This is a genomic window from Actinoplanes sp. NPDC049316 (assembly GCF_040677315.1).
Taxonomy (GTDB): Bacteria; Actinomycetota; Actinomycetes; order Mycobacteriales; family Micromonosporaceae; genus Actinoplanes.
This window is the reverse complement of sequence record NZ_JBFAQM010000004.1, coordinates 99,739-125,724: the sequence shown is the minus strand read 5'-3', so window position 1 is coordinate 125,724 and position 25,986 is coordinate 99,739. Positions and strand designations below refer to the sequence as shown.

Annotated in this window: 27 protein-coding genes and 1 pseudogene; 15 read left to right on the top strand and 13 right to left on the bottom strand. The window is 71.4% G+C overall.

All coding sequences use genetic code 11. The annotated features are described in order from the left end of the window. The first annotated feature begins 7 nt into the window (after window positions 1-7). Genes AB0K03_RS07985 through AB0K03_RS07975 form a run of 3 tightly spaced genes read left to right on the top strand, consistent with a single transcriptional unit; the run spans window position 8 to window position 2,972 of the window. On the top strand, window positions 8-1,312 hold the full coding sequence (locus AB0K03_RS07985) for a nucleotide sugar dehydrogenase (protein ID WP_364681952.1): 1,305 nt from the start codon (window positions 8-10) through the stop codon (window positions 1,310-1,312). After that, a complete protein-coding gene (locus tag AB0K03_RS07980) occupies window positions 1,309-2,277 on the top strand; it encodes an NAD-dependent epimerase/dehydratase family protein (protein ID WP_364681950.1) in 969 nt (322 codons plus the stop codon). The genes AB0K03_RS07985 and AB0K03_RS07980 overlap by 4 nt, the downstream gene beginning before the upstream one ends. Continuing rightward, window positions 2,274-2,972, top strand: coding sequence for an endo alpha-1,4 polygalactosaminidase (locus AB0K03_RS07975; RefSeq protein WP_364681948.1), 699 nt, complete (start codon window positions 2,274-2,276; stop codon window positions 2,970-2,972). Before AB0K03_RS07980 ends, AB0K03_RS07975 begins: the two co-directional genes overlap by 4 nt. 125 nt (window positions 2,973-3,097) lie before the next feature. Here the strand turns inward: AB0K03_RS07975 and AB0K03_RS07970 are convergent, their stop codons facing one another. Then, window positions 3,098-4,138, bottom strand: a complete 1,041-nt coding sequence (locus AB0K03_RS07970) for a zinc-dependent alcohol dehydrogenase family protein (protein WP_364681946.1) — start codon at window positions 4,136-4,138, stop codon at window positions 3,098-3,100. A 123-nt stretch (window positions 4,139-4,261) separates the two neighbouring features. On the opposite strand from AB0K03_RS07970, the gene AB0K03_RS07965 reads away from it, so the two are divergent. Both AB0K03_RS07965 and AB0K03_RS07960 read left to right on the top strand, forming a co-directional pair. After that, window positions 4,262-4,669, top strand: coding sequence for an STAS domain-containing protein (locus tag AB0K03_RS07965; RefSeq protein ID WP_364681944.1), 408 nt, complete (start codon window positions 4,262-4,264; stop codon window positions 4,667-4,669). Window positions 4,670-4,793: 124 nt separating this feature from the next. Continuing rightward, window positions 4,794-5,819, top strand: coding sequence for a LuxR C-terminal-related transcriptional regulator (locus tag AB0K03_RS07960; RefSeq protein WP_364681942.1), 1,026 nt, complete (start codon window positions 4,794-4,796; stop codon window positions 5,817-5,819). Here the strand turns inward: AB0K03_RS07960 and AB0K03_RS07955 are convergent. From AB0K03_RS07955 to AB0K03_RS07935, 5 genes are all read right to left on the bottom strand, one after another. After that, on the bottom strand, window positions 5,780-6,796 hold the full coding sequence (locus AB0K03_RS07955) for a hypothetical protein (RefSeq protein ID WP_364681940.1): 1,017 nt from the start codon (window positions 6,794-6,796) through the stop codon (window positions 5,780-5,782). The genes AB0K03_RS07960 and AB0K03_RS07955 overlap by 40 nt on opposite strands. Beyond that, a complete protein-coding gene (locus AB0K03_RS07950) occupies window positions 6,793-6,918 on the bottom strand; it encodes a hypothetical protein (protein ID WP_364681939.1) in 126 nt (41 codons plus the stop codon). The genes AB0K03_RS07955 and AB0K03_RS07950 overlap by 4 nt, the downstream gene beginning before the upstream one ends. Window positions 6,919-6,951: 33 nt before the next feature. Continuing rightward, window positions 6,952-7,779: an MFS transporter gene (locus AB0K03_RS07945; RefSeq protein WP_364681937.1), complete on the bottom strand. Its 828-nt coding sequence runs from the start codon at window positions 7,777-7,779 to the stop codon at window positions 6,952-6,954. A gap of 7 nt (window positions 7,780-7,786) precedes the next feature. Next, window positions 7,787-8,635 carry an alkaline phosphatase family protein gene (locus tag AB0K03_RS07940; RefSeq protein ID WP_364681935.1) on the bottom strand — a complete coding sequence of 283 codons (849 nt, stop codon included), beginning with the start codon at window positions 8,633-8,635 and terminating at the stop codon, window positions 7,787-7,789. 90 nt (window positions 8,636-8,725) lie between these two features. Beyond that, complete coding sequence (locus tag AB0K03_RS07935; protein ID WP_364681933.1) at window positions 8,726-9,415, bottom strand: phytase; 690 nt, start codon at window positions 9,413-9,415, stop codon at window positions 8,726-8,728. 382 nt (window positions 9,416-9,797) lie between these two features. On the opposite strand from AB0K03_RS07935, the gene AB0K03_RS07930 reads away from it, so the two are divergent. Next, window positions 9,798-10,826 carry a glycoside hydrolase family 11 protein gene (locus AB0K03_RS07930; protein WP_364681931.1) on the top strand — a complete coding sequence of 343 codons (1,029 nt, stop codon included), beginning with the start codon at window positions 9,798-9,800 and terminating at the stop codon, window positions 10,824-10,826. Between the two features lie 77 nt (window positions 10,827-10,903). Beyond that, window positions 10,904-12,574, top strand: coding sequence for a glycoside hydrolase family 43 protein (locus AB0K03_RS07925; RefSeq protein ID WP_364681929.1), 1,671 nt, complete (start codon window positions 10,904-10,906; stop codon window positions 12,572-12,574). Here the strand turns inward: AB0K03_RS07925 and AB0K03_RS07920 are convergent. After that, complete coding sequence (locus tag AB0K03_RS07920; protein WP_364681927.1) at window positions 12,559-13,881, bottom strand: endo-1,4-beta-xylanase; 1,323 nt, start codon at window positions 13,879-13,881, stop codon at window positions 12,559-12,561. The two genes, AB0K03_RS07925 and AB0K03_RS07920, sit on opposite strands and share 16 nt — an antisense overlap. 110 nt (window positions 13,882-13,991) lie before the next feature. On the opposite strand from AB0K03_RS07920, the gene AB0K03_RS07915 reads away from it, so the two are divergent. From AB0K03_RS07915 to AB0K03_RS07900, 4 genes are all read left to right on the top strand, one after another. Then, the gene (locus AB0K03_RS07915) at window positions 13,992-15,278 is read left to right on the top strand and encodes an extracellular solute-binding protein (RefSeq protein ID WP_364681925.1); all 1,287 of its coding nucleotides are present in this window, start codon (window positions 13,992-13,994) and stop codon (window positions 15,276-15,278) included. A gap of 13 nt (window positions 15,279-15,291) precedes the next feature. Next, complete coding sequence (locus AB0K03_RS07910) at window positions 15,292-16,308, top strand: sugar ABC transporter permease (RefSeq protein WP_364681923.1); 1,017 nt, start codon at window positions 15,292-15,294, stop codon at window positions 16,306-16,308. A gap of 2 nt (window positions 16,309-16,310) precedes the next feature. Beyond that, on the top strand, window positions 16,311-17,141 hold the full coding sequence (locus tag AB0K03_RS07905; RefSeq protein ID WP_364681921.1) for a carbohydrate ABC transporter permease: 831 nt from the start codon (window positions 16,311-16,313) through the stop codon (window positions 17,139-17,141). A gap of 105 nt (window positions 17,142-17,246) precedes the next feature. Next, on the top strand, window positions 17,247-19,325 hold the full coding sequence (locus AB0K03_RS07900; RefSeq protein ID WP_364681919.1) for a hypothetical protein: 2,079 nt from the start codon (window positions 17,247-17,249) through the stop codon (window positions 19,323-19,325). A 4-nt stretch (window positions 19,326-19,329) separates the two neighbouring features. Here AB0K03_RS07900 and AB0K03_RS07895 read toward each other — a convergent pair whose 3' ends face one another. The 4 genes and pseudogenes from AB0K03_RS07895 to AB0K03_RS07880 all read right to left on the bottom strand — a co-directional run. Further along, window positions 19,330-19,572 carry a response regulator transcription factor gene (locus AB0K03_RS07895; protein ID WP_364681917.1) on the bottom strand — a complete coding sequence of 81 codons (243 nt, stop codon included), beginning with the start codon at window positions 19,570-19,572 and terminating at the stop codon, window positions 19,330-19,332. A gap of 30 nt (window positions 19,573-19,602) precedes the next feature. Then, a complete protein-coding gene (locus AB0K03_RS07890) occupies window positions 19,603-19,980 on the bottom strand; it encodes a response regulator transcription factor (RefSeq protein ID WP_364681916.1) in 378 nt (125 codons plus the stop codon). A 2-nt stretch (window positions 19,981-19,982) separates the two neighbouring features. Continuing rightward, a complete protein-coding gene (locus tag AB0K03_RS07885; protein ID WP_364682447.1) occupies window positions 19,983-20,642 on the bottom strand; it encodes a sensor histidine kinase in 660 nt (219 codons plus the stop codon). Continuing rightward, window positions 20,637-20,747: pseudogene (locus tag AB0K03_RS07880) on the bottom strand (hypothetical protein); the annotation flags it as partial. The pseudogene AB0K03_RS07880 and the gene AB0K03_RS07885, both read right to left, overlap by 6 nt. Window positions 20,748-21,231: 484 nt before the next feature. On the opposite strand from AB0K03_RS07880, the gene AB0K03_RS07875 reads away from it, so the two are divergent. The 3 genes from AB0K03_RS07875 (at window position 21,232) to AB0K03_RS07865 (ending at window position 23,222) form a co-directional block, all read left to right on the top strand. Continuing rightward, the gene (locus tag AB0K03_RS07875) at window positions 21,232-22,398 is read left to right on the top strand and encodes a potassium/proton antiporter (protein WP_364681914.1); all 1,167 of its coding nucleotides are present in this window, start codon (window positions 21,232-21,234) and stop codon (window positions 22,396-22,398) included. Further along, the gene (locus AB0K03_RS07870; protein ID WP_364681912.1) at window positions 22,350-22,658 is read left to right on the top strand and encodes a hypothetical protein; all 309 of its coding nucleotides are present in this window, start codon (window positions 22,350-22,352) and stop codon (window positions 22,656-22,658) included. The genes AB0K03_RS07875 and AB0K03_RS07870 overlap by 49 nt, the downstream gene beginning before the upstream one ends. 66 nt (window positions 22,659-22,724) lie before the next feature. Next, window positions 22,725-23,222, top strand: coding sequence for a TrkA C-terminal domain-containing protein (locus tag AB0K03_RS07865; RefSeq protein WP_364681910.1), 498 nt, complete (start codon window positions 22,725-22,727; stop codon window positions 23,220-23,222). A 45-nt stretch (window positions 23,223-23,267) separates the two neighbouring features. On the opposite strand, the gene AB0K03_RS07860 is transcribed toward AB0K03_RS07865, so the two are convergent. Together AB0K03_RS07860 and AB0K03_RS07855 are read right to left on the bottom strand one after the other, a co-directional pair. Beyond that, on the bottom strand, window positions 23,268-24,356 hold the full coding sequence (locus AB0K03_RS07860) for an SPFH domain-containing protein (protein WP_364681909.1): 1,089 nt from the start codon (window positions 24,354-24,356) through the stop codon (window positions 23,268-23,270). 40 nt (window positions 24,357-24,396) lie between these two features. Next, entirely contained in the window at window positions 24,397-24,852 is a 456-nt protein-coding gene (locus AB0K03_RS07855; RefSeq protein ID WP_364681907.1) for an NfeD family protein, read from the bottom strand. Between the two features lie 196 nt (window positions 24,853-25,048). Between AB0K03_RS07855 and AB0K03_RS07850 the strand changes: the two genes are divergently transcribed. Beyond that, on the top strand, window positions 25,049-25,534 hold the full coding sequence (locus AB0K03_RS07850) for a BON domain-containing protein (RefSeq protein WP_364681905.1): 486 nt from the start codon (window positions 25,049-25,051) through the stop codon (window positions 25,532-25,534). Window positions 25,535-25,986 lie beyond the last annotated feature (452 nt).

Below are 25,986 nucleotides of genomic sequence, written 5' to 3'. Positions count from 1 at the left end.
GAACCGCATGCCCCAGACGATCGGAGTCGTCGGCCTCGGCTACGTCGGCCTGACGCTGACCGCCGCGCTCGCCGACAAGGGATACGTCGTGCACGGCGCCGACGTGTCACCGGCCGTGATCGAGACCCTGTCGCAGGGCCGCTCGCACATCTTCGAGCCGGGCGTCGAAGAGATCTTCCGTGAGCGGGCCGGCGCCGGCGTCCACGTCGCCGCCGATCTGCCCCGCGACACCGTGGACGTGGCCGTGATCAGCGTGTCCACCCCGGTCGACGAGTCCACCCGCCGCCCCAATCTGGCCAACCTCGCGGCTGCCGCGCGCAGCGTCGCGGCGACCTGCCGGCCGGGCACCCTGGTCGTGGTGCGCAGCACTGTGCCGATCGGCACGAGCCGCCGCGTCGTGCTGCCCGAGCTGCGCGCGGCCTGGGGCGACGAGGTGCGGCTTGTGATGGCGCCCGAACGCACCATCCAGGGCCAGGCGCTGCGGGAGCTGGTCGAGCTGCCGCAGGTCGTCGGCGGGCTGGACGAGGAGAGCCTGCGGGCCGGCGTCGAGTTCTTCTCCGGGCTGGCGCACACGGTGGTGCCGGTCTCCAGCCTGGAGACGGCCGAGATGGTGAAGCTCTCGAACAACTGCCACACCGACCTCATCTACTCGTTCGGCAACGAGATCGCGTTGATCGCCGAGCAGCACGGCCTCGACCCGCTCGAGGTCATCCGGGCGGCCAACGTGGACTATCCGCGGCCGGACCTGGCCAAGCCGGGGTACGTGGGCGGCGGCTGCCTCTCCAAGGACCCGTACATCATGCTCGACAGCGCGGGGGAGCACCGCCCGTTCCTGGTCGGGCCGGCCCGGGCGCTCAACGAGTACCTGCCCGTGCACGTGGCCGAGACCGTCGTCCGGCTCGTCCGCGAGATCCGCGGCCGGACCGGAGGACTGCGGCTGGGCGTGCTCGGGTGGGCGTACAAGGGGTGGCCGCCCACCGACGACATGCGCGGTACACCGATCGCCGCCATGATGCCGATCTTCTCGGCCGCCGGCATCACGGTCACCGGCCACGACCCGATGGTCGGCGACGACGTGGTGCGCCGCTACGGCGGCGAGCCGGTCAGCCTCGACAAGGCGTTCACCGACAGCGACGCCATTCTCGTGATCAACGACCACCCCGACTACCGCGCGATGGACGTCATGTCGTTGCTCGGCGCGGCCCGGCCGGCGCTGATCTTCGACTCCTGGCGCATCCTCGACGGCGCCGCCGTCCGGGCTGCGGGCATCCGGTACGCGGGCCTGGGCTACCTGCCGGAGGTGACCGCATGAGGGCCCTGCTGCTCGGCGGCGCCGGCTTCATCGGCCTGCACCTCGCCCGGCGTCTCGTCGCCGACGGCCACGACGTGACGATCGTCGACGACTTCTCCCGCGGGCGCTCCGACGCCGACCTGCTCGCCGTACGCTCGTCCCCCTCGGTCCGGGTGATCTCGGCGGACCTCACCGATCCCGGCGCCTACGCCGGCCTGCGGCCCGACTGGGACCAGATCTACCTTCTGGCGGCCGTCGTCGGCGTGCGCAACGTCGAGACGGACCCGGCCCGGGTGGTACGCGTCAACACCCTCACGGCGATGCACCTGCTCGACTGGGTGGCGCCGGGCTCCCGGGTCTTCTTCGCCTCCACGAGCGAGGTGTACGCGGGCGGCGTCGACGCCGGCGTCGTGGCGGTGCCCACCGCCGAGGACGTGCCGACGATGATCTCCGACATCACGGCGCCGCGGTTCGCGTACGCGGCCAGCAAGCTCCTCGGCGAGGCCGCCTTCCTGCACACCGCGCGGACCAGAGGCTTCGACGCCGTGGTGGGCCGCTTCCACAACGTGTACGGCCCGCGGATGGGCGCCGACCACGTCATCCCCGAGATGGCGCTGCGCGCGTACGCCGGCGAGGACCCGTTCCGCGTGCCCGGCGCCGACCAGTTCCGCGCGTTCTGCCACGTCGACGACGCCGTCGAGGCGATGATCCGCCTCATGGCGGCACCCGGCGCGGCCGGTCAGATCGTGCACATCGGCAACGACCGCGAGGAGACCAACATCGGTGACCTGGCCAAACTGGTGCTGCGCGTGGCCGGCGTCAGCCCCGCCCTCGCCGGCGCCGCCGCGCCGCCCGGATCGGTCCGCCGCCGCTGCCCCGACCTGTCGAAGCTGCGCGAGCTGACCGGCTACGAGCCCGCGGTACCCCTGGAGGAGGGCGTGCGCACGACGTTCGCCTGGTACGCCGAGCACGGGAGGCCCGCATGACCACCGATCGCGCGCCGATCTGTTTCTACTACGGCAACGGCAAGCTCCTGGACCTCGCCGAATACCCCCGGGTCGTGCTGCAACCGGCCTTCTACAACGCCGAGGAGCTGGCCTTCCTGAAGGGCCGCGGCGTGCAGTGCCTGGGTTACCTGTCACTGTCGGAGGACACCGGCCCGCCCGCCGACTGGCAGCGCGCCGAACGCAACCCCGACTGGGGTGGCACCTTCGTGCACGTCAGCCACCCCGGGTGGGTGTCGTACGTGGTCGGACAGGCTCGCGACGCGCTGGCCGCCGGCTTCGACGGGCTGTTCCTCGACACGCTCAACGTGGAGCTGACCTTCCCCGAGGACGTGCCGCATCTGCTCACGCTGGTGGCCGCGATCCGGGCCGAGGCCGGGCCGGCGTACGTGCTCGCGAACCGTGGCTTCGGCATGCTGCCGCGGCTGGCCGAACTGGTCGACGGTGTGGTGTTCGAGTCCTTCTCGGCCCGCTGGACCGAGGACGGGTACGCGCCGTGGCCGCCCGACGTGCTCGAGTTCCACGCTCAGATCGCGGAGCAGCTGCTGCGCCTGGAGGTCGACCTCTATGCGCTCGACTACGCCGACGACCCCGGCCTGACCGACTTCGCGATGCGCCGCGCCCGCCAGTTCGGCATGCAGTGCATCGTCAGCGATCGGGCCCTGTCCCGCGTCTGAGGGCCCGGCCGGCATGCCTCGCTCGCGTCTGAGGGCCCGGCCGGCATGCCTCGCTCGCGTCTGGGAGCCCGGCCGGCATGCCCCGCTCGCGTCTGGGCTCCCGGCCGGAATCCCCGCCCGCGGCCTCAGCGGGCGGGGTCCACGACCGTGATGCCGGCGACCGCGGCCCGGTCGAAGCCGGGAAGCATCGCCGCCGCCTCGTCGAGTCCGATGGTGCGTTCGATCAGCCGCTGGGGTTGCAGTAGTCCCCGCTCGATGAGCGCCATCATGGCCGGGTAGTCGGCCGCCGCCATCCCGTGGCTGCCCAGCACGTCGAGCTCCCAGCCGATGACCCGCGCCATCGGCACCCGCGGGTGACCGCCGGCCGGCGGCAGGAGCCCCACCTGCACGTGGCGGCCGCGCCGGCGCAGGCTGAGGATCGCGTCGGCGCAGGTCTGCTCGCTGCCGACCGCATCGACCGCGACATGGCTGCCGCCGCCGGTGAGGTCGGCGACGGCGGCCGGGATGTCCGTCCCGTCGGCGAGCACGGTGTGGTCCGCGCCGAGCCCGGCGGCGACCGTGAGGGCTTGCGGGTTCCGGTCCACCGCGACCACCCGGGCTCCCAGGGCGCGAGCGATCATGACCGTGCTGAGCCCCACCCCGCCGGCGCCCACGACGGTCACCCACTCGCCTGCGCCGGCCCGTGCGCGCCCGGACAGCGCACGGTAGGCCGTGGCGAACCGGCACCCGAGGCTCGCGGCGGTGGGGAAGTCCACCTCCGGCGGCAGCGCCACCAGGTTGGTGTCAGCGGCGTGCAGGGCGACGTACCCGGCGAACGAGCCCCAGTGCGTGAAACCCGGTTGCTGCTGCTCGGGGCACACCTGGGCGTCCCCGCCACGGCACCACTCGCACCGGCCGCAGCCACACACGAACGGCACGGTCACCCGGTCACCGGCCCGCCACCGCCTGACCTCGGGCCCGGCCTCGACCACCACCCCGGCCAGCTCGTGGCCGGGCACGTGCGGGAAGACGATGTCCTCGTCATGACCGGCCCAGCCGTGCCAGTCGCTGCGGCACATCCCGGTGGCCATCACCTTCACCACGACGCCGTGAGGCGGTGGCGCGGGCTCGGCGACCTGCCGGACCTCCGGCACGGCCCGGACGGCATCGATGACCACGGCACGCACGGCACCATCCTCTCAGGCACTGACGGCCGGTGTCGGATTGCCGCCTCATCGGAACAACTTCCGATGCGGCTCTCGCCGCCCGGCTGGCACGCTGGGCGAAATCCGGTCAGGGGAGTCCGCTGTATGTCGTTTCCATCGAACTTCTCGGAGTGCGGCCGTCCCAGCTTCATGGTGGCCGCCGTGTCGGCGGCGCCGGGCATCGTCGAGCTGAGCCTGTGCGGGGAGCTGGACAGCGTCGTCGCATCGGGCCTGGTGTCGCAGGTGAAGGCCGTGCTGCCCGAGGGCGAGGGTTTCCGGGTGAATCTGGACCTCGGCGCGCTCACGTTCGTCGACGTGGCGGGCGCCCGGGCGTTGGCGACGTTGCACCGGGCTTGTGAAGCCCGCGGCTGCGTCGTCGTTCTCGTCGCCGAGAGCGCCGCGCTGATCAATCTGCTCTCGCTGCTGGGCTGCCCGGCTGACTGGCTCATGCTCACCACGGACGTGAGGGCGTTGCATGCCCTGCTTCCTGAGTCCGATCCGTACACCGGCTGAGGCCACCCGTACGGGTGACCTCAGCCGGTCTTCCGGCGCCGACCCCCTAGGCTAGGGACTACTCAACCGCCTTGTCGTCGGCCGCATCCGCTCGGTGATGCGGCTTACGGGACGGTGATGATCCGTGACACCGGTCGATCCGGAAGACCTCGTCGTGCGCATCGCCGCCGTGGCGGCCTCCCCGGCCGGGGTCGACGAGCGGGCCAAGGCGTTCCTGCAGCCGTTGTCGGCCGTGTATCCCTTCGATGCGGCCCTCATCACCCTGTTCGATGCCCAGCAGCGGCTACAGGTGCCGTTGGTGCGTCGCGGCTACGAGGCGATCCACGACTACCTCGACAGTCGCGTGTTCGTCGACCAGCTGGACCGTGCCTCCTTGATGCGCGTCTCGCGCGTCATGCGGGTGAAGGACCTACCGGTGGCGCCGATGGAGCTGCCCACGTGGGCGGAGCATCTGCGGCCGGCAGGGTTCCGCGAGGGTCTCGGCACGGGGCTCCTGACCCCCGACGGCCGCTACCTGGGCCTGCTGTGGTTGAACAGCGGCGATGCCGCCCCGGCCAGCGACGAGGCGCGTGGGCTGCTTCAGCGGGTGGTGCCGTTGATCGCCTCCGCCCTGGATCCGCTGCGGACCGTCGCCGCGCTGGCGGACGTCGTCGCCCACGCCGGGGCCGGGGGCATCCTGACCCGCTCCGGTGACATCGCGGCCCTGCCCGGCCGGGCCGGTCATCCGGTGCTGCGCCGGGATTCGGCGTTGGTGACCGTGGCCGCGTCCCGGCTGCACCGCGACGGCGCCTGCATCTCCTTCCTGTGCCCGGTGGATCCCGGCGTCCGCACCAGCGAGCTCGTCCGGGTCACCGCCCTGTCGTGCGCCGCGATCCCGCCCGGCGATCTGCGTGCCGTGATCCTGGTGGGCGCTTCGCCGCCGCTGCAGGGGCTGACCCGCCGCGAGCTGGAAGTGCTGGGGGGACTGGTGGAGGGCTGGTCCAATGCCCGCATCGCCGCGGCCCTTGCCGTCGGTCCCCGGACGGTGGTCTCCCATGTGGAGCATCTGATGGCCAAGCTCGGCGCCGAGTCCCGCACGATGGCCGCGACACGCGCCGGTCGGCAGAGTCTCTACATTCCCGTGGAGTTCTCCGGGGGCGGGTGCGCCTGATTCCACAGGGCGGCCGGCGATTCCGCGTCCGGGATCAGCATGGTCGCCGGGCCCGTGCCGTCCGCCGGCACCGACCACACGTCGGCGGCGCGGCCGCGGCGCAGGGCGTACATGACGGTGGTGTCGTCGTACCAGGCCGCCTGGTCGTCGACGCTGCGGGTCTCGGCCAGCCGGGTGCGCCGCATGGTGGCGAGGTCCAGCACGGACAGGCGCCAGCCGCGTGCCGGGTCGCCACCGATCGCCTCCTTGTACGCGATCCGCCGTCGGTCGGGCGACAGCGAGGGACATTCCACGTTCGCCGCCAGAGTGCGTATCGTCTGCGCCCCCACGTCTCCGGCGACGAGGTAGCGGCGGCCGGCGGTCGACATGGTGGCGTAGAAGTGCTGGGCGTCGGCGAACGTCACGCCCCAGAAGTTGAGGTCGGCCGCCCGGTACGGCTTGCCGTCGCGCGTCACCGCGTACGTCTCCAGGGTGTCCACCGTCTCGCCGGTGGCGGTGTTCAGCATGCCGGCCCGGGTGGAGAACCTGCCGCCGTTGTAGCTGTCGCCGGCGACGAAGACGGTCCAGGTCAGCACGTGCCCGCTGGGCGAGACGCGGGCCCGGTCGGGCACGCCGACCAGGGGATAGGTGTCGCGCACCGCCAGGCGCCCGTCGAGCAGCGCGAGCTGGTAGGTCGCCAGCAGCCCGTCGGGGCGCAAGCAGATCGCGGCGCCCGCGGCCGCGTAGAGCCGAGCACAATCCAACCCCGACACGGTACGCGGACCAGCGGGGTTCTCCCGGCTGACGGTGGCGGCCCGTCCGTAGCTGCCCGCGGCGGTGCTCCGGAACAACAGCCGGTTGCCGGGGCTCGCGTCCACGCCGGCTCCTGCCACCGCGGGCGCGCCCCGGCGGCCGGCCATGACGACGTACGCCGCCGCCGCGGCCAGCAGGACGAGGGACAACCCCGCGGCGAGCAGCGCCCTGCCCCGCGCCGTCACGTCGTTCTCCCGGCGCGGAGCAGCAGCACGGCCGAGCCGCCCAGGGTGAGCGCGGCGGCGACCGCGGCGGCCCGGATCGCACCGGCGGCGTCCCACCGCTGCCAGGCCGCCCCGAACAGCACCGAGGACACCAGGTACGCGAGCGCCTGACCGCTCTAGATCAGCGCGATCCCGGTGGTGCGCAGCTCCGCCGGCAGTACCGGCCCGGCCACGGCCATCAGCACGCCGTCGGTGGCCGCATAGAAGACGCCGTACAGCAGAAGAACCGTGACCAGCGCGGCGAGGCCGCCCCGCGACGTCGCGAGGAGCACGTAGACGACGAGCAGGGCGGCATAGCCGCCGAGGAAGACCCGGGTCCGGCCGAGGCGGTCCGCGAGGACGCCGAGGGGCACCGCGAGCAGCAGGTACGCGAGGCTCGTGCCGACCGCCAGCAGCGGGAACCACCCGGCGGCCAGGTTCTCCCGGCGTTGCAGGAGCAGGTAGACGAAGCCGTCGCCGATCGTGCTGAGCCCGAGCAGCACCGCGCCGAGGAGCAGGAACCGCACCGGGCGACGCCGCAGCAGTGCGGCGGCCTGGCCCAGGCTGACCGCGGTGCGCAACCCCTTGCCGGCCCGGTCGGCCACGATCGCCGCGCCGATGCCGGCCAGGGAGCCGCCGGCCAGCAGCAGGCCGGCCTTGGCCACGGCGGAGACCGCATAGCCGAGACCGGCGACGAGCTTGCGCCGCCGTACCCGGTCGGCGACGTAGCCGCCGGCCAGGCGCAGCAGCGCGGTCGCCCCGGTGTAGAGGCCGTCGACCAGGCCGTACACCGCCGGGCCGAGACCGAGCCCGGCCACCAGGTACAGCGGCAGGACCGCCGTCACCATCTCGCTGGAGACATCGGTGACCAGGCTGACGGCGCCCAGCGCGAGCACGTTGCCGGCGACCTTCGTGGTCCGAGACCGGGCCGGCGTGGCCCGGCGGTCCACGGAGGCGAGATACACGGTGTGATCAGTTCCAGACGTCGGTGATGGGGGAGACGCCGGCGGCGCCGCCGAGCGCGCTCAGGCCGTACGCGGCCTCGATGGTCCGCAGCACCGTGTAGTGCGTGATCTTGGTGGAGTACGTGCCCGGCTGGACGTGCGCGCCCACGAACGTCGTGTAGATGTGGTTGAGCGAGAGCGAGTTGTCCTCGTCGAAGGTCTCGATCAGCAGGCTGTTGTGCGTCTTCGCCCACTGCGCGTACGCGTCGAGGTTGTTCTGCAGCCACGTGTTCCCGGTGCCGATCGAGCAATCGTGCATGTCGTTGCACATGTTCGGGGTCACGAACGCGACCGTGGGCAGCGACGCGTAGTCTGCGCTGCCCGGGAAGGCGGCGTACGTGAGGTTGCCGGCCGCCGGGACGTTGCTGAAGTCCACCCAGCTGTTGTGCTTGCGGCGGTACGTGCCGCTGGAGCAGCCGGTGTAGCCGTTCGACGGCATCGACTCCGAGTAGCCGGTGAAGGTGAGCCCCGCGCCGATCAGCTGGGCGCCGAGGTTGTTGCCGCTGAACGTCTTCGGACAGTCGTCGTTGGTGACGCCCTGGGTCGAGCCCGAGAACAGGGCGATGTAGTTGGGCTGGCTGGGATGGGTGATCGCATAGGACTGCGAGAAGCTCGCGCCCTGCGTGGCCAGGGACCGGAAGTAGGGGGCGCTGGAGGCGGTGATCTGCGAGCTCGCTTTGTTCTCGAACATCACCAGGACGATGTGGTCGAAGCGGGGCACGCTCGTGGCGGCCTGGGCCGTCGGGGCCGCGGCGGTGAGCCCGGCACCGACCAGAGCGAGGGTCGCGGCAGCGACCGTGAGACGCCGAAATGCCATGGCAGCATCCTCACGCGGGCGGGGCAAGCGGGTACGCACACGACGTTGCCGCCCGGTTAAGAATCGGCGTACGTCGATATGGTGGCGACCTTACCGCAGCCCGAGCGTGTGCCAGTCGACAATCTTGAAGTCGGTGCCGGCCCGGCCCGGATCCGGCGTGTTCTCGCCGTCGTGCAGCACGAGAATCCCGCGCGGGTGGCCGGGCAGGGCGGCCGCGGTGGCGGCGGCGCCGTCGGAGTGCTGCACGCCGTCGGCGTACGGGCCGTCGACCACCCGGAAGCTGCGCACCGGGCGGTTGGTGCGCCGGTCGTACACGAAGAAGCGGCTGTCGCCCTGGCTCGAGACGATCAGGTAGCCCGACCGGCGGCCGGTCGGATAGATCGTCACTCCCTCGGCGTCGGCGCGGATGCGGCCGCCGAAGCCGCGGTCGGTGACGACGGCCAGATCCTGCCCGCCGAGACCGGAGACCAGGTCCACGTTGTTGAAACGGCCGCCGGCCGGCGGGGTGATCGACTGCACCTCCCGCCCGGACAGGTCGTAGACGCGCAGCCCGCCGTTCTTCGCGGTGCCGATGATCCGGCTCCGGGCGCGGTCGGCCCGGTCGACCCGGATCGCCGGGTCGTCGGCGTCCGCGTCGCCGCCGGCGTCGTCGAAGAGGGCGGGCGTCTCGGCGGCGGCGATGACCTCACGGGTGTCCTCGGCCGGTCGCCCCGCTTGCGCGGGGGCGGCGACGGTGGTGCTGAGGGTGGCGAGCGCGGCGATGCCTGCGGTACGGCGCATGCCGCGAGGCTGCCCGACGCACGTGGCCGCGGGGTTGCCGCCGGGTGACCGGGGGCCGGCGACGATTCTGGAAGTTTCAGTCCAGCCTGCTCCTGTGCTATCTGGGCGAAACAAAGCGGTGGATCATGCGCTTCGCCAGAGGCTTCGAAAACCCGGCTTGAGCTGCTCTGATGGCGAGTTCGCCGCCCGACGATCGAGATCTTCGTTTCCGGAACATTTCCGAAAGTAATTGACAAGGCGGCGCGCGACGGGCCACGATCCGCAATGACGCACTTGAATGTCGTCACCCCCGCCACGAGGCACGACGCCGCTGTCCCGGCGGCGTCCGGCGTGCCCGTGGGGGCTGTCCCCCCGCGGCCCTTCATGAGGAGGAAGCACTCACATGACCGCAGATCTCGCTCCCCCGCGTCGCCGACGCGGCCGCATCCGATTGCTCGCCGCCGCCGCGTGCACCGTGGCGATGGCGGTCTCGGGAGTCACGATGGCCGGCGTCGCGCACGCCGAGGCCGACCGGACCGTCAGCTCGAACACCACCGGCACCCACAACGGGTATTACTTCTCGTTCTGGAAGGACAGCGGCAACGCGAGCATGACGCTGCGCGCCGACGGCCGGTACTCCAGCAGCTGGGACCGCAGCACGAACAACTGGGTCGGCGGCAAGGGCTGGGCCACCGGCTCGCGCCGGACGGTCACCTACTCGGGCAGCTACAACCCGGGGAACAACAACACCTACCTCGCCCTGTACGGCTGGACGCGCAACCCGCTCATCGAGTACTACGTCGTGGAGAACTTCGGCAGCTACAACCCGAGCAGCGGCGCCCAGCACCTGGGCACGGTCACCACCGACGGCGGCACGTACGACATCCTGCGCACCCAGCGGGTCAACCAGCCGTCGATCGACGGCACCCAGACGTTCTACCAGTACTGGAGCGTCCGCCAGCAGAAGCGCAGCAGCGGCACCATCACCACCGCCAACCACTTCGACGCGTGGGCGCGGGCCGGCCTGAACCTCGGCACCAGCTGGGCGTACCAGATCATGGCCACCGAGGGTTACCAGAGCCAGGGCAGCTCGGACATCACCGTCCGGGAGGGCACCGGCGGCGGCACGACCCCCACCGACCCGACCACCCCGCCGCCGGGCGGCGGCAGCAACTGCAACGCGACCCTGTCCGCCGGCCAGCAGTTCGGCGACCGGTTCAACCTCAACGTCGCGGTCAGCGGCACGAACAACTGGACCGTCCAGCTCAACCTCAACGGCGGCCAGAGCCTGCAGAACAGCTGGAACGCCTCGGTCAGCGGCACGACGGGGACCGTCACCGCCCGGCCGAACGGCTCGGGCAACAACTTCGGCGTAACGATCATGGCCAACGGCAACTGGACGTGGCCGACGATCACCTGCCGCGCCGGCTGACCCGGCACCTCTTCCGACACCCGTAGCTGTGGCGCGGCGGTCCCGGCCGCCGCGCCACCTTCAGCAGAAGGACCTCCATGACGATCGCCAAGCCCGCGGTCTCCACCGCCGGTGACGGTGGGACCGGCCACCGGATGATCCGCAACCCGGTGCTGCCGGGATTTCATCCGGACCCCTCGATAGTGCGGGCCGGTTCCGACTACTACATCGCCACGTCGACCTTCGAGTGGTACCCGGGCGTACGGGTGCACCACTCGACCGACCTGGTGGACTGGCAGCCGCTCGGCGGCGTGCTCACCGAGCGGCGGCTGCTCGACCTCGCCGGAACCGCGGACTCGTGCGGGATCTGGGCCCCCAGCCTCTCCTACGCCGACGGGCTGTTCCATCTGCTCTACACCGACGTCGCCACGTTCGCCTCCGGTTACTGGGACCCGCAGAACTACCTGGTCACCGCGCCCGGCATCGACGGACCCTGGTCCGACCCGGTGGTCCTGCACGGCCGCGGCTTCGACGCGTCGCTGTTCCACGACGAGGACGGCACGACCTGGATGCTGTCGATGCGCGCCGACTGGCGGCCCGGCCGGAACCGGTTCGCGGGCATCTCGATCCAGCAGTACGACCGTCGCGAACGCCGCCTGGTCGGTCCGGACCATCTGATCTTCGAGGGCACCGAGGCCGGGCTGACCGAGGCGCCCAACGTGTACCGCAAGGACGGCTGGTACTACCTCGTCACGGCGGAGGGCGGCACGAGCCTGACGCATCAGGTCACCGTCGCCCGGTCCCGGAGCCTGCTCGGGCCGTACGAGGTGGATCCGGCCGGCCCGTTGCTGACCTCGGCCGGGCGCCCGGACCTGGAGCTGCAGAAGGCCGGGCACGGCAGCCTGGTGCAGACGCCGGCCGGCGAGTGGTACCTGGCGCACCTGGTCGCCCGGCCGTACCCGGCGTCGGGCCGGTGCGTCCTCGGCCGCGAGGCCGCCCTGCAGCGGGTGGACTGGCCGGCCGGCGGATGGCCGTGCATCCCCGACGGCGTACCGGCGGTGCAGGTCCCGGCGCCCACCGGCGTCACGCCCGTGAGCCCGGCGCCGCCCTCGTCCGAACAGTGCGAGGACGACCACTTCGACGCCCCCGTGCTCGGCGTGAACTGGTCGACGCTGCGCCGCCCGGCGACCCCCGACTGGATCGACCTGTCCACCCGCGCGTCACACCTGCGGATACAGGGCGGCCAGTCGCCGATGGCCCGGCACCGCCCGAGCCTCGTCGCCCGCCGGGTGACGGCCGAGCGGTGCACGTTCGAGGCGACATGTGAGTTCGAGCCCGCCACCTTCCGCCAGCTGGCCGGGATCACCGCGTACTACAACTGCCGCAACTGGTACTACCTGCACGTGACCGCCGACGACGACGGCGCGCGGGTCCTCGACGTGCTCTGCTGCGACAGCGGGCGCGTCACCGTCGCGCCGGGCACGCGGGTCGCGCTCGGTGACGTACGGCGGCTGGGCCTGCGCCTGCGGCTGGACGGTCCGGCCTTGACGTTCGCGTACACCACGGACCCGGGCGCCGGGACCGGGTGGCACGAGCTCGGCCGGACCTTCGACGCCACCACGCTGTCCGACGAGTACGCCGTGACGATGGTGCCGGGCGAACCGGAGGCTTGGGGCTTCACCGGCGCGTTCGTCGGGCTCTGGGTGCAGGATCTCGGCGCCGACGGCGGCTACGCCGACTTCGACCGGGCCGTCTACCGCGCGGACTGACGCTCGAGCCGCACGGAGGTCTCCGCCTCGCCGGGCACGGCGATCGTGAAGGACGCCGTGCGGCCCGCGCAGTCCACCCGATAGTCGCCGGGGAAGCCGCGTACCGTGACCCGCCCGGCCTCGTCGGTCCGCAGGTTCGTCGGAGGGAGCCACCACCGTTCCCTCACGAGCTCCCGCAGCGCCTCGTACGCCGGCTTCGGCGTGCCGTCGGCCCGCACGAGGCCGCATGGTGCGCCGAGCCAGGCGTCGGCGTCCGTCAATCCCCAATAGGTGATCGCCTGAACCGAGGAATGCGACAGCAGCGTGCGGTAATGCCGCACGATCTCGTCGGCCTGCCGTTCCTCGCCCGCAGGCGTGGAGGGCCACGACGGGATCTGATAATCGTTCAGATCCTCGATGTCGGCGGGCATCAGGTGGCCGGACACCAGCGTCGTCTCGGTCATGTGAATCGGCAGCCCGTAGCGGGAGAACCGGTCCAGCACCGCGAGCGTTCTCTCCTCACCCCAATAGCCCTGATGCATGTGACTCTGCAGCCCGAGAGCGTCGATGCGGATGCCGGCCTCGAGAACACCCTCGACAAGACATTCGTACGCCGAGGACATGTCGAAGTCGTTGAGCACGAGAGTCGCCGCGGGATTCGCCGCGCGGGCCTCCTCGAATGCGAGGCGTACGGTCGCGATCCGGCCCCGCTCCCAGGCCAGCCGGGTGATCGCGTTGCGGTGCGGCTCGTTGCGGAACACCGGCATGATCACCGCTTCGTTGATCGCGTCCCAGGTCCGTACGACGTCCGCGAGGCCGGCCACCTCCCGCCTGATCCGGGCGCGGACCTCCGCCTCGACGTCGTCGGTCGGCAGATCCCGCAACCAGTCGGGGGCCAGCGTGTGCCACAGCAGCGGATGCCCCTTGACCCGGCAGCCGTGGTCGGTGAACCACTGAGCGGCTCGACGCAGCCGGTTCGTGTCGGGACGGCCGCGCTCGGGTTCGAAAAGTCCCCAGTAGAACGGCAGCGTCGCCGTGTTGAAGATGCCGAACCACAGGTCGGCGAGCCCCGGCGATGCCGCTTCCCCGTTCGCCACGGCGACCAGGTCGAAGCCGATGTTGCCGAACGCGAAGGCGTGAGCGCGCTGCTCGACGACGACGTCGCGGTCATCGAGCGGTCGGCCCTCGCCGTCCAGCACGGTGAGCACCACATCGCCGAAACGGTGGCCGAACTCGGCTGAGGTCAATGCCGTCCTCCTAAACTTCCGTGAAAGTTCCGACCATCGGTAGCACTTTTGGTCACTATAGGGCAGCCCGCCGTTACGCACGTGTTACCAATGATCACGGCCAATGCCTTGACATCCTCGTGAATTGCTCCTTAGTTTGAGCGCCATCTATCGGAACTATTCCGAAACTTCCGGTATCGAGAGGTGGGCTCATGGCACCTATCAGGACCCTCGCAGTGACCGCCGTGGTGGCGTTGAGCGCCATGGGCCTGTCCGCCTGCAGCGGCGACGACGACGGCTCCGGCTCGGGCGGCACCGTCACGATGCAGTTCTGGCACAACGCCACGACCGGGCCCGGCAAGGCCTTCTGGGACAAGACGGTCGCCGACTTCCAGACCGCCCACCCGAAGGTGAAGATCAAGATTCAGCAGGTCCAGAACGAGGACCTGGACGGCAAGCTGCAGACCGCGCTGAACTCGGGCTCCGCGCCCGACATCTTCCTGCAGCGCGGCGGCGGCAAGATGGCCGCGATGGTCGAGGCGGGCCAGCTCAAGGACATCACCGACGACATCAGCGCCGAGACCAAGCAGGCGGTGGGGGAGGCGGCCCTGCAGACCGGCCAGGTCGGCGGCAAGGCGTACGCCGTGCCGGTCGCGATCCTGCCCGGCGGCTTCTGGTACAGCAAGGACATCTTCCGCAAGGCCGGCGTCACGGCGCCACCGGCCACGCTGGACGAGCTCAACCAGGCCGTGACGAAGCTCAAGGCCAACGGCACGCCGATCGCGCTCGGCGCCAAGGACGCCTGGCCGGCCGCGCACTGGTACTACTTCTTCGCGCTGCGGGCGTGCAGCAAGGCGACGCTCGACGCCGCCGCCAAGGACAAGACCTTCACCGACCCGTGCTGGACCAAGGCCGGCGAGGACCTCCAGGCCTTCGCCGCCACGAAGCCCTTCGCCGAGGGCTTCCTGACCACCTCCGCGCAGCAGGGCGCGGGGAGCTCGGCGGGCCTGGTGGCCAACCACAAGGCGAGCATGGAGCTGATGGGCGCCTGGGACCCGGGTGTCATCGCCTCGCTGACCAAGGACGCGAAGCCGCTGCCGGACCTCGGCTACTTCCCCTTCCCCGCGGTTCCGGGCGGACAGGGCGACCCCGCCGCGATCATGGGCGGCGCGGACGGCTACTCCTGCTCGGCCCAGGCGCCGAAGGAGTGCACCGACTTCCTCAACTACATCCTCACCAAGGACGTGCAGGAGGCGTACTACAAGGCCTTCAACGCCATCCCGGTCAGCAAGCAGGCGCAGGGTGCGGTCACCGAGGACTACCTCAAGGCGGTGCTCGACGCGTACAACAAGGCGCCGTACGTCTCGCAGTGGCTCGACACGGTGTACGGCCAGAGCGTGGGCAACGCGCTCAACGTCGGGGTCGTCAATCTGCTCGCCGGCAAGGGTGACGTCGCCGGGATCATCAAGGCCGTGAACGACGCAGCCAAGAAGGGCTGAGGGTAGCCGAGCCATGATCAGCGACATCGGTGGCGAGAGCACAGCGGTCACCGAGAACGCGTCCGGCAACCGGGTACGCGACGGGGGAAGCGGGCAGGCGCCCCCTCCGTTGCGTCCCCGCCGGCGTGGAATCGGCTGGGCCCAGCGTCTGGAGATCGCGGCGCTGTCCGGACCCGCGCTCCTGATGTTCGTCGGCTTCGTGATCTTCCCGGTGGTGATGGCCGCGTACTACGGCTTCTACCGGTGGAAGGGCTACGGGGTGCCGACCGACTTCGTCGGCCTCGACAACTACCGCACCATCCTGCAGGACAGCTCGTTCCACCAGGCGCTGTGGCACAACGGTCAGATCGTGGTGCTGTCGCTGGTCCTGCAGGGCCCGATCGCCGTCTGCCTCGCGCTGCTGCTCAACCGCAAGGTCCGCGGTCAGTCGGTCATCCGGGTGCTCATCTTCGTCCCGTACGTGATCGCCGAGGTCATCGTCGGCACGGCCTGGGCCCTCATGCTGCAGGCGGGCGGCGCGGTCAACGACGTGCTGCGGTCCATCGGCCTCGGCGGCCTGGCCGAGGACTGGCTCGCCGACCGCAGCCTCGCCATCTGGACCCTGATGTTCATCCTCACCTGGAAGTACGTCGGGTTCGCGGTGATCCTTTTCCTGGCGGGCATGCAGAACATCCCGGAGGAGCTGTCCGAGGCGGCGGCCGTCGACGGGGCCTCGTACTGGCAGATCCAGCGGCGGATCACCCTGCCGCTGCTCGGGCCGACGATCCGGATCTGGGCCTTCCTGTCGATCATCGGCGCGCTGCAGCTGTTCGACCTCGTCTACATCATCTGGGGTCAGTACGTCGCGTCGACCGCGGGCACCTCCACCATGGCGACGTACATGGTCGTCGAGGGACGCAACGCGGCCAACTACGGGTACGGCAACGCGGTGGCCGTCGTGCTCTTCGTCATCTCACTGGTCATCGCCCTCGTGTACCAGCGCTTCGTCCTGCGCCGGGACACCGAAGGCGCGCTCACTGAAGGGCAGTAGCCATGGCCCGCAACGACACTCGCTGGGGCAGCCCGGTCGTCTACGCCGCCGCGCTCATGCTGATCGGTGTCATGCTCGGACCCGTCCTCTACATCATCGTCGGCGGCTTCCGCACCAACTCGCAGATCATCACCGACCCCGCGGGCCTGCCGCGCCCGTGGGTGACCGCCAACTACACCGATGTGCTGACGAGCGACACGTTCTGGCGCCAGGTCGGCAACTCGACCATCGTGGCCCTGGTCACGACGGTCGCCGTCGTCGTGCTGGGCGTCATGGCGAGCTACGTCCTGGCGCGCTACCGATTCCGCGGCCGCGGAGCGATGTACGCGCTGTTCGCCTCGGGCCTGATGTTCCCCGTGACGGTCGCCATCACGCCGCTGTTCATCCTGGTGAAGAATCTCGGGCTGGTGAACACGCTGCCCGGCGTGATCCTGCCGCAGATCGCCTTCGCCCTGCCGACCACGATCATCATCCTGGTCCCGTTCCTGCGGGCCATTCCCAAGGAGATCGAGGAGGCCGCGGCCATCGACCGCTGCAGCCGGCTCGGCTTCTTCTGGCGGATGGTGCTCCCGCTGTCGGTGCCCGGCCTGATCACCACCGGCATCCTCGCCTTCATCGGCAGCTGGAACAGCTACCTGCTACCGCTGTTCATCCTGAACGACCAGGACACCTTCACCCTGCCGCTGGGCGTCCAGGCCTTCTCGTCCCAGTACTCGGTGGACACGGCCAAGGTCCTGGCCTTCACCTCGCTGTCGATGATCCCGGCGCTGGTCTTCTTCAGCCTCTTCGAACGCCGCATCGTCGGCGGCCTCACCGGAGCGGTCAAGGGATGAGGGCGCGGCTCCCGCTCGTGTCCGATCGGGGGATGTGCCGGCGCGGCTCCGCGGACGAGGGTCGGTCCGAGGGACATCAGCGGATTTCAATCCGGGAGCGTGCCGATGGAACGTCACGTCCGGCGGAGCCTCGCCGCGGCCGTTGTGGCCGGCACTGTCATCGGTCTGGCGGGGTACGCGCCGGCGGCTTCCGCCGATGCGACCCGGGCCGGACCGGCGGAGACCACCCGGCTGGGTGACCGCCGCTTCGTGGTCACCGGGAGCCGGATGTACGAAGTGGGCGCCGCCGACGCGACCTATCCCGCCACCGGCTGGCACATCCGCGGCGAGATGGGCGGCTTCTGGACGCCGCCGATCAAGGTGCTGGACGGCATCTGGTTCGGTGTGAACGGGACGTGGCTGAAGGCCCGCCGGTTCACCACGGGCGCCGGGTACACGACCATGAGCCTGGCCGGGCCGGGTGGGCTGACCGTCCAGCGCGTCGACGTCGTGCCGGACGGCGGGCGGGCCGCGCTCATCGGGCTGCGGTTCCCGGCCGGAGCCGGCACCGTGCGGTTGACCGTGGACGCGCACTCCGAGCTGCTGTCCGCGTACCCGTGGGGTTTCACGACCCCCGGTCAGGCCGCCGCCAACCTGCCCGACACCGGCTCCTTCGACGGCCGCAACCTGGTCTTCCGGGACCGGGGCACGCCACCGGTCGCGAACGCGCGGCCGCACGACTGGGCCGCGCTGGTGGGCAGCAGCCTGACCCCGGCCGGGCACGCGCTCGGCCCCGGCCTGCGCGGACCGCAGGCCGGCGTCATCTGCGGCGATCCGGCGCCGGCGGTCTGCGACGACGGACCTGACGGCCGGGGTACGGGCGGCCGGCTCGCCTACGACGTCACGGCCGGCGGCTCCGCGCGTACGGTCTGGTTCGCGGTCGCGGGCTCCGACCAGGGCCTCGCACCCGCGCGGGCGGAACTGGCCCGGGCGCTGCGGGACCCGGACGGCGCGCTGGCCGCGAAGACGGCCGCGCGGGCGGCGGTCGCCCGGCACAGCCGGGTGGACCTGCCCGGCGACCGGCTCCTGCAGCAGAGCGTCGAGTGGTCGAAGCAGAACCTCGCCGACTCCGTCCAGGAATCGCGGGACCTGCACGTCTTCGCCAGCAACCAGGGCACCGCCCACCCGCCGCCGGCCGGCGTGGTGGGCCGGGCCCGCTGGATCGGCGCCGGCTGGCCCGACTACCCGTGGATCTTCGCCACCGACGGCGAGTACACGGCGTTCGCCGCCGTGGCCGCGGGACAGTTCGCGGCCGTCGAGGACCACCTGCGGACACTGCGCGACCTCAGCGAGATCGCCAACGACCGCTCCGGCAAGGTCGTGCACGAGGTCACCCCGGACGGGCAGGTCTATTACGGCGTCAACGCCGACGCCGGCAACACCGACGAGACGGTGAAGTTCCCCAGCGCGGTCGCGCTGACCCAGCGGGAACGGGACTGCTTCACCGGCGACTCCGGCCTCTTCCACACCGGAACCGGGCCGACCAGCGATCCCGCCGGCAACCCGGGGCCCTCGTGCGACAGCGTGCTCTCCGCCGTACCGTCCGAGCGGAGCGTCTTCTCGCTCGGCAACGCCATCATGGCGGTGGCCGAGGGCAACTACGGCCGCATGGCCCAGCAGCAGCGCTACACCACCGCGAACGCGCGCAGCCAGCTCGACCCGGGCATGTGGGAGATGCCCGGGGCGATGCCGGAGATCCTGCCGTCGCCGGACTTCGGCTCGAACCTGAGCAAGGACTTCCTGAGCCGCTCCAGCGTGCTGCAGGCCTGGGGTGCGTACGGCGTGCTGTGGCCGGTGGTCCACCAGCAGCTCGGCGTCGCGCCGGACCTGGGCAACGGGCGGCTGTCCGTGGTGCCGCTGATCCCGGCCGGTCGGCGGATCGCCGGGTCGGACATCCGGGTCGGCTCCGGGCACCTCGACGTGCGGGCGGCGAGCCGCGGGAAGGTCCTGTCGGTCTCCGTCGACGCGGCGGTACCCGCGCGACTGACCCTCGGCACCGTCCTGCCGGACGGCGCGACCGTGGCGACGGTGACCCTGGACGGACGCCCGGTTCCGGTGCGGCGGGTGCCCACCGCGCGCGGCGACGAGCTGACCACCTCGACCGGGCCGGGGCGGCACACGCTCGTGGTGACGCTGAAGCCCTGACCGGTCAGGGCTCGATGAGGCCGGTTCGGATGGCGTACCGGGTCAGCTCGAGCCGGTCCCGCAGGCCCAGCTTCTGCAGGATGTTGGACCGGTGCCGCTCCACCGTCTTGACGCTGATGAACAGCATCTCGGCGATCTCCTTGGTGGAGTGGCCCTCCGCGACGAGCTTGAGGACCTCCTCCCGCTCGGTGACGGCCCGCGGGGGCAGCGGGTCGCCCTGCCTGACCCGCTGCAGGTACGTGCGCATCAGGGCGGTCTCGGCCCCGGGGTGGAGGAACTACTCGTCGCGCATCGCCGCCCGGCACGCCTCCACCAGGTCGCGGTCGGCCACCGACTTGAGGACGTACCCGGCCGCGCCCACCCGCAGGGCCTCGAAGAAGTACTGCTCGTTGTCGTACATGGTGAGGAAGAGGATGCGCAGGCCGGGCAGGGTCCGGGTGAGCTCTCGCGCGGCTTGCAGGCCGGTGAGGCGGGGCATGGCGATGTCGAGGACGGCCAGGTCGGGGCCGGTGGCGCGGGCGCGATCGACGGCCTCGGCGCCGTCGGCCGCCTCGGCGACCACGGTCAGATCGGGTTCGCCGTCGAGGATGAGCCGGACGCCACGACGGATCAGGGCGTGGTCGTCGGCGAGCAGAATGCGGGTCGGCTGCGGCATGATCACCTGTCCTCGTCGGATGCCGGTACGCGCAGGTGGACTTCGGTGCCGGTGCCGGTGCCGTCCGCCGGGCCGACCGACAACTCGGCGCCGATGAGCAGGGCCCGTTCGCGCATGCCCTGGATGCCGGCGCCCTCGGCCGCGCCGCGCAGGCCGGTGCCGTCGTCGCGGATGCGCAGGTCGACCCCGTCCGGGGTCCAGCTGAGCCGCAGGTCGGCCGCCCGGGCCCGGGCATGCCGGGCGACGTTGGTCAGCCCTTCCTGGGCCACCCGGTAGAGCACGAGCTCCACGTCCCGGCCGAGGCCGGTCAGGTCGCCGTCGAGGGCGTGGCGCACCGTCAGCCCGGCCGTGGAGAACTCCGCCGCGAGCGCCTTGAGAGCGCTGACGAGCCCCAGTTCCTCCAGCACGCCGGGGCGCAGCCGGCGGGCGATGCGACGGATCTCGTCCAGGCTGGTACGGATCGTCTCCTGCACCTCGTGCAGCTCGTCACGGGCCGGCGGCGGTGCGTGATCGGCCACCCGCTTGAGCTCGAGCAGCACCGCCGTGAGCGTCTGGCCGATCTCGTCGTGCAGCTCAGCCGCGATGCGCTGGCGTTCCGCCTCCTGCGCCGACAGCGCCCGCGCCGCGCTGGTGGCCCGCTCGCGCTCCAGCCGGTCGAGCATGGCGTTGAACGTACGGATCAGGTCCGCGATCCCGGCCCGGCCGGTGACGGGCAGACGATGGCCGGGCCGCAGCAGGTCGATGGTGTTCATGGTGCCGCTGAGCCGGTCGAGGGGGGCGCAGGCCGACGCGGAGCAGGAGCGCGTTGGCGATCAGCATCGCGGCCAAGCCCACGGCCAGGACGGCCGCCTCGGTCAGCAGCACCGGGGTGGAGACGGTGAGCGGGCCCAGCAGGAGCACGCCGGCGGCGGCGACCAGGACGGCGGCGTTGAGCGTGAAGATCCGCCAGAACAGGGACACGCGCGGAGACCTCCGGTATCTGGTGGCGGACCTCCATGCTGGGCCGCCCGGTGCCGGGCGGTCCATCCGGGCCGGCCCTCATGCGCTCGACGATATGGGGGTCAGCACCGATGATGCGGGCGCCGGGCCCACGCCAGGATGAGCAGACTGCGGCACCCGTCTGCATCGGCCGACCGGTATCGCCGCGAGTGACCCGAAGGAGGCTTCGACGGGCATGCGAGCCCGCACCGCGTCGTCGGTGCACCGCACGGAGCGGCAGTGTTCAGGGGCGGCGCCGCCGGGGACGATGCGGTGAGCCTGACCCAGCTGTACCTGGTGCTGCTGGTCGCCGGCGCGGCGTTGCTGGCCAGCATCGCGGGGGCGCGCTTCGCCAACCGGCTCGGACTGCCCAGCCTGCTGCTGCCGGCCGGGCTGCTGGCCACCGCCGGGGTCGCCATCTCGGTGATCGTCACGGCCGCCGGCGCGCACCTGCTGCTGGGCGTCGACTGGCATCTGGCGCTGCTGCTGGGCGCGATCGTGTCCTCCACCGACGCGGCGGCGGTGTTCGCGGTGCTGCGGGCGCTGCCGCTGCCCAAGCGGGTCACCGGCATGGTGGAAGCGGAATCCGGCTTCAACGACGCCCCGACGATCATCCTGGTGCTCGTCTTCAGCACCGCCGTCACCGACCTGCCGGGGCCGGGCGCGATCCTCGGCGACGTCGCCTACCAGCTGATCGTCGGCGCGGGGGCGGGTCTGATGCTGGGCCGGCTCGGATCGATGACGCTGCGGCGCATCGCGCTGCCCGCTACGGGCCTGTACCCGCTGGTCACCTTCGCGTGGGGCATCCTCGCGTTCGCCGCCGCGGGTGCGGTCAACGCCAGCGGCATCATCGCGGCGTACCTGGCGGGAATCGTCCTGGGCAACGCCGGCCTGCCGCACCGCAACGCGATCAACTCGTTCGCCGAGGGCTGCGGCTGGCTCGCCCAGATCGGACTGTTCGTCATGCTCGGCCTGCTCGTCGGCCCCGGCGAGCTGCCCGCCGCGGTGCTCCCGGCGCTGGTGATCGGCTCGGTGCTGCTGTTCCTGGCCCGGCCGGTATCGGTCGTGCTGTGCCTGCTGCCGTTCCGGATGCCCTGGCGCGAGCAGGGATTCGTCTCCTGGGCCGGACTGCGCGGCGCCGTGCCGATCGTGCTGGCCACGTTCCCGATCGTGGCCGGCGTACCGGGCAGCCGCGAGCTGATGAACGTCGTGTTCGTCCTCGTCGTCATCTTCACCCGGTCCAGGGGCCGACCCTGCCGTGGCTGGCCCGGCGGCTGGGCCTCGTCCGCTCGAACGAGCCGCGGGAGCTGCACGTCGAGACCGCACCGCTGGAGGTGCTCGGCGCGGCGTTGCTCACCATCACCATCCCGCGCGGCTCCCGGCTGCACCGCGTGGCGATCTTCGAACTGCGGCTCCCGCCGCCGTCCGCGATCACGCTGATCGTCCGCGAGGGCGCCAGCTTCGTACCCGACCGGGACACCTATCTGCGGGCCGGCGACCAGCTGCTGCTGATCGCCACGCACCACACGCGGCAGGCCGTGGAACAACGCCTTCGCGCGGTCGGCCGCGCGGGACGCCTGGCCCGCTGGCACGGCGAGACCGGCGACCCCCGATGCGCCACCACGTTCCACGCGCCGGTCGGCTGCCGTCACGCCGGCCTTGCCCCGCCTCGGACCCGCCGATGCGCTGCCGTCGCCTGATCACCGGCCGGACGACCGGCCGCATCGCTCACCCGACACCAACGCTCAACCGATCGGAGGGCGGACATGAACATCGAACGCACCGCGTTGCCGGGCGTGGGCGTACGGCACACCGCGGACACGACGGCCGGACAGCGCTTCGGCGTCATCACGCATCTCGACGGGTGCCGCGACGTCGTCGTGTACGACCCCGGCGATCCGGACGACGTCGCGTACACGCTGCACCTGGACCCCGCCGAGGCGCACAGCGTCGCGGACCTGCTCGACGCCACCGTGACCATCGACCACATCCGCGAGCTGGAACAGCGCATCGACGGCGTCACCGCGGCGCGGATCCGGGTGCCGGTCGGCTCACCGTACGACGGCTGCCCGCTCGCCGACGCCCGGGCCGGGACGCCGGCCGGGACCGCGATCGTCGCGGTGATCCGGGGCTCCCGGGTGACCGCCGCACCCGGGCCGGAGTTCCTGCTGCGCCACGACGACACGGTGGTCGCCGTGGGGGACCACCGTGGGATCGCCGTGCTCACCGCCGGCCTGAGCGGCGGAGAATCCGTTGGGCCATGACGGCTGGGCCGAGGTGCTGCCGAGAGGCCTGACGGCGTCCGGTCGTCAGGGCCCGTCCGGGCTTCCGGCGTGCAGCTCCCGGGCCGGTTCCGGTGCGAGGAGGCCCTTGGTGCTGCCGTCGCCGGAGACCTGAGCCTCAGCGACCCGGACCTGCTCGTTGACCGCTTCGGCCTCCGCGGCAGCCGCCTGCGCCGCCGCCTGGGCCTCACGCTCGACCGCACCGGCATCCACTGCCGCCGACGGCTGATCCCCCGCCATGTTCGCCAGCCCGCCCAGCGCACCACCCAGACCCTCCAGGGCCTTGGTCAACTCGGTCGGCACGATCCACACCTTGTTCGCCGAGCCGTTCGCGATCTGCGGCAACGACTGCAAATACTGATACGCCAGGACCTTCTGCGACGGATTCGACGTATGAATCGCGTCGAACACCGTACGAATCGCCTTCGCCTGGCCTTCGGCCTGCAAAATCCGGGCCTGGCGGTCACCATCAGCACGCAACACCGCCGCCTGCTTCTCACCCTCCGCGGTCAGGATCTGCGCCTGCTTGTGCCCCTCCGCATTCAGGATCGCCGCCCGCCGATCCCGCTCGGCACGCATCTGCTTCTCCATCGAATCGCGGATACTCGGCGGCGGCTCGATCGCCTTGATCTCCACCCGGGTCACCTTGATCCCCCACCGGCCCGTCGTCTCGTCCAGCACCCCCGACAAGTGACGGTTGATCTCCTCCCGGCTCGTCAACGCCCGCTCCAGATCCAACGACCCGATCACGTTACGCAGCGTGGTCACGGTCAGCTGCTCGATCGCCTGCAGGAAGTTGGAGATCTCGTACGTGGCCCGGACCGGATCCACCACCTTGAAGTACAACACCGTGTCGATGCTGACCACGAGGTTGTCGGAGGTGATGACCGGCTGCGGCGGGAAACTGACGACCTGCTCACGCATATCGACCTTGGTCCGCACCGCATCCACGAACGGCACCAGCAGATTCAAACCCGGCGACAACGTGCGCTTGTACTTCCCCAGCCGTTCCACCACATCCATCCGCTGCTGGGGCACTATTCGGACGGCCTTGGCCAAAGTGACGACGGTGAACAGAATGATGACGGCGATGATGATGCCCAGGGCAGCGTCCATGTGCGTGATTCACCTTCGTTCGGGTACGGGAAGAAGCGGCTCAGGGATGCACGTCGGCGATGCCGAGCAGATCGTCACGCCAGACCACGACGGTGCCGTCGCCGATGTCGACGACTCTGACCCGTTCGCCGGGCGGGTAGGAGCCGGCGCTTTCCAGGGACCGCGCCTGCCACAACTCGCCGTCGATTCTCACCATGCCGTTCTCGGCGTCCACCCGTTCGACGACGACGGCGACGGCGCCCCGCATGGCCTCCACGCCCATGGGCGCCGGCTCGGTGGTGCCCAGGCGGCGGCGCAGCGCCGGGCGGACGACCACGAGCGTCAGCGCCGAGACCACGACGAACGCGGCGGCCTGGACCGCCACGGGCGCGCCCAGCCCGGCCGCCGCGGCGGCGGCCAGCGCGCCCGCCGAGAACATGCTGAGAAATAGCGTGGCCGTGAAGATTTCCGCGACGGCGAACGCCGCGGCGGCAATAATCCACAACAACACGTCCACGCTCCGATGGTGACACGGGAATGCGAATTCAGCCACCGGCGCCGAGGCGTGATCGAGCCGGTTCGCCATTGTCATGGAACTGTCATTCAGCGAGCGGGGTTCGTTATCGAAGTTTCATGGCATCGCAGAGTCGCCGCCGCTCGGGTCTGCGATTGTGAAAGCCGGGTGAGTGTGCTCGTGCGGAAGGGGTTTCGCCATGATGACCTGGCCGTGGCCGGACGACCCGGCCTCTCCTCGGCAGGGCCGGACACCACCGGCGACTCTCGACAAACGGCTGACCCAGCGGGTCGCCGAACGCTTGCGTGCCCATCCATCGACCCGGCGCGCTCGCCTGACGGTGGAGGTGCAGAACGGTGTCGCCCTGTTGACCGGCACCGCCGACTCGCCCGAAGTGGAGCGCGTCGCCGCGGAGATCGCCTGGGACACCGAGGGCATCCGCGACGTCTGCAGCATGCTGCGCTGCGCCGAGGTGCCGCGTGGGTCCACAGCGGAGGGAGACGTGGAGCGGGCATCCCCCGAGCGGAAGACGGGTCCCGCCGCCATGGTGGCCGGCATCGCGACCGCCTGGTGGCTGACGTTCCTGCTGATCGCGGCGCTGGGCTGGGCCGGGGTGGTGATCGCGTGCGTGGGCGCCACGGTGGCGCTCGAGGTGCTGCGGGGCCGCCGATCCGCACGCGTCTGAGGCGGCCGGGTCAGCCTGCCCGTGGCCGGGACACCGCGGCCGCGCGGTGACCGGGCTCCGGGCCCGAGGTGACGCTGTGGCCGCCGTTCGGGTGACAGGTCGGCCGGGCCTGCACCTCGATGGGCCCGACCGGCCGTTACGGTCCCGCAATGGACCTCCGGACGTGCCTTCCACGCCTGCCTGGCCGTCGTCCTCGCCGTGGTCCTGACAGGTCGCGGGACCGGTGAGCCGGAGGACCGGCGCGCGCAGGTCGCCGCCGACGCGCGTCGCCGGGCCGGCGCCGCCGACGTCCGCTGCGGGGCCGGCGCCGCCGACGCCCGCTGCCGGGCCCACGCCGTCGGCGCCGTGATGACGGCGGCGCTGCCGCGGCTGACCACGTTCGCCGCGACCCACGCCGAGGCGCTGAACGAGGTGAGCGCCGGCCGGGCACGCATCGAGATCGAGGCTCGCGT

Bases quoted from the DNA above. Each gene is read 5' to 3' on its own strand.
- AB0K03_RS07885 (WP_364682447.1), bottom strand. From the start codon at position 20,642: ATGCTCGACCGGCTGGAGCGCGAGCGGGCCACCAGCGCGGCGCGGGCG.
- AB0K03_RS07935 (WP_364681933.1), bottom strand. From the start codon at position 9,415: ATGCGCCGTACCGCAGGCATCGCCGCGCTCGCCACCCTCAGCACCACC.
- AB0K03_RS07860 (WP_364681909.1), bottom strand. From the start codon at position 24,356: ATGGACGCTGCCCTGGGCATCATCATCGCCGTCATCATTCTGTTCACC.
- AB0K03_RS07975 (WP_364681948.1), top strand. From the start codon at position 2,274: ATGACCACCGATCGCGCGCCGATCTGTTTCTACTACGGCAACGGCAAG.
- AB0K03_RS07850 (WP_364681905.1), top strand. From the start codon at position 25,049: ATGATGACCTGGCCGTGGCCGGACGACCCGGCCTCTCCTCGGCAGGGC.
- AB0K03_RS07940 (WP_364681935.1), bottom strand. From the start codon at position 8,635: ATGGCATTTCGGCGTCTCACGGTCGCTGCCGCGACCCTCGCTCTGGTC.
- AB0K03_RS07890 (WP_364681916.1), bottom strand. From the start codon at position 19,980: ATGCCGCAGCCGACCCGCATTCTGCTCGCCGACGACCACGCCCTGATC.
- AB0K03_RS07980 (WP_364681950.1), top strand. From the start codon at position 1,309: ATGAGGGCCCTGCTGCTCGGCGGCGCCGGCTTCATCGGCCTGCACCTC.
- AB0K03_RS07925 (WP_364681929.1), top strand. From the start codon at position 10,904: ATGACGATCGCCAAGCCCGCGGTCTCCACCGCCGGTGACGGTGGGACC.
- AB0K03_RS07900 (WP_364681919.1), top strand. From the start codon at position 17,247: ATGGAACGTCACGTCCGGCGGAGCCTCGCCGCGGCCGTTGTGGCCGGC.
- AB0K03_RS07865 (WP_364681910.1), top strand. From the start codon at position 22,725: ATGAACATCGAACGCACCGCGTTGCCGGGCGTGGGCGTACGGCACACC.
- AB0K03_RS07965 (WP_364681944.1), top strand. From the start codon at position 4,262: ATGTCGTTTCCATCGAACTTCTCGGAGTGCGGCCGTCCCAGCTTCATG.
- AB0K03_RS07905 (WP_364681921.1), top strand. From the start codon at position 16,311: ATGGCCCGCAACGACACTCGCTGGGGCAGCCCGGTCGTCTACGCCGCC.
- AB0K03_RS07910 (WP_364681923.1), top strand. From the start codon at position 15,292: ATGATCAGCGACATCGGTGGCGAGAGCACAGCGGTCACCGAGAACGCG.
- AB0K03_RS07895 (WP_364681917.1), bottom strand. From the start codon at position 19,572: ATGCGCACGTACCTGCAGCGGGTCAGGCAGGGCGACCCGCTGCCCCCG.
- AB0K03_RS07930 (WP_364681931.1), top strand. From the start codon at position 9,798: ATGACCGCAGATCTCGCTCCCCCGCGTCGCCGACGCGGCCGCATCCGA.
- AB0K03_RS07915 (WP_364681925.1), top strand. From the start codon at position 13,992: ATGGCACCTATCAGGACCCTCGCAGTGACCGCCGTGGTGGCGTTGAGC.
- AB0K03_RS07985 (WP_364681952.1), top strand. From the start codon at position 8: ATGCCCCAGACGATCGGAGTCGTCGGCCTCGGCTACGTCGGCCTGACG.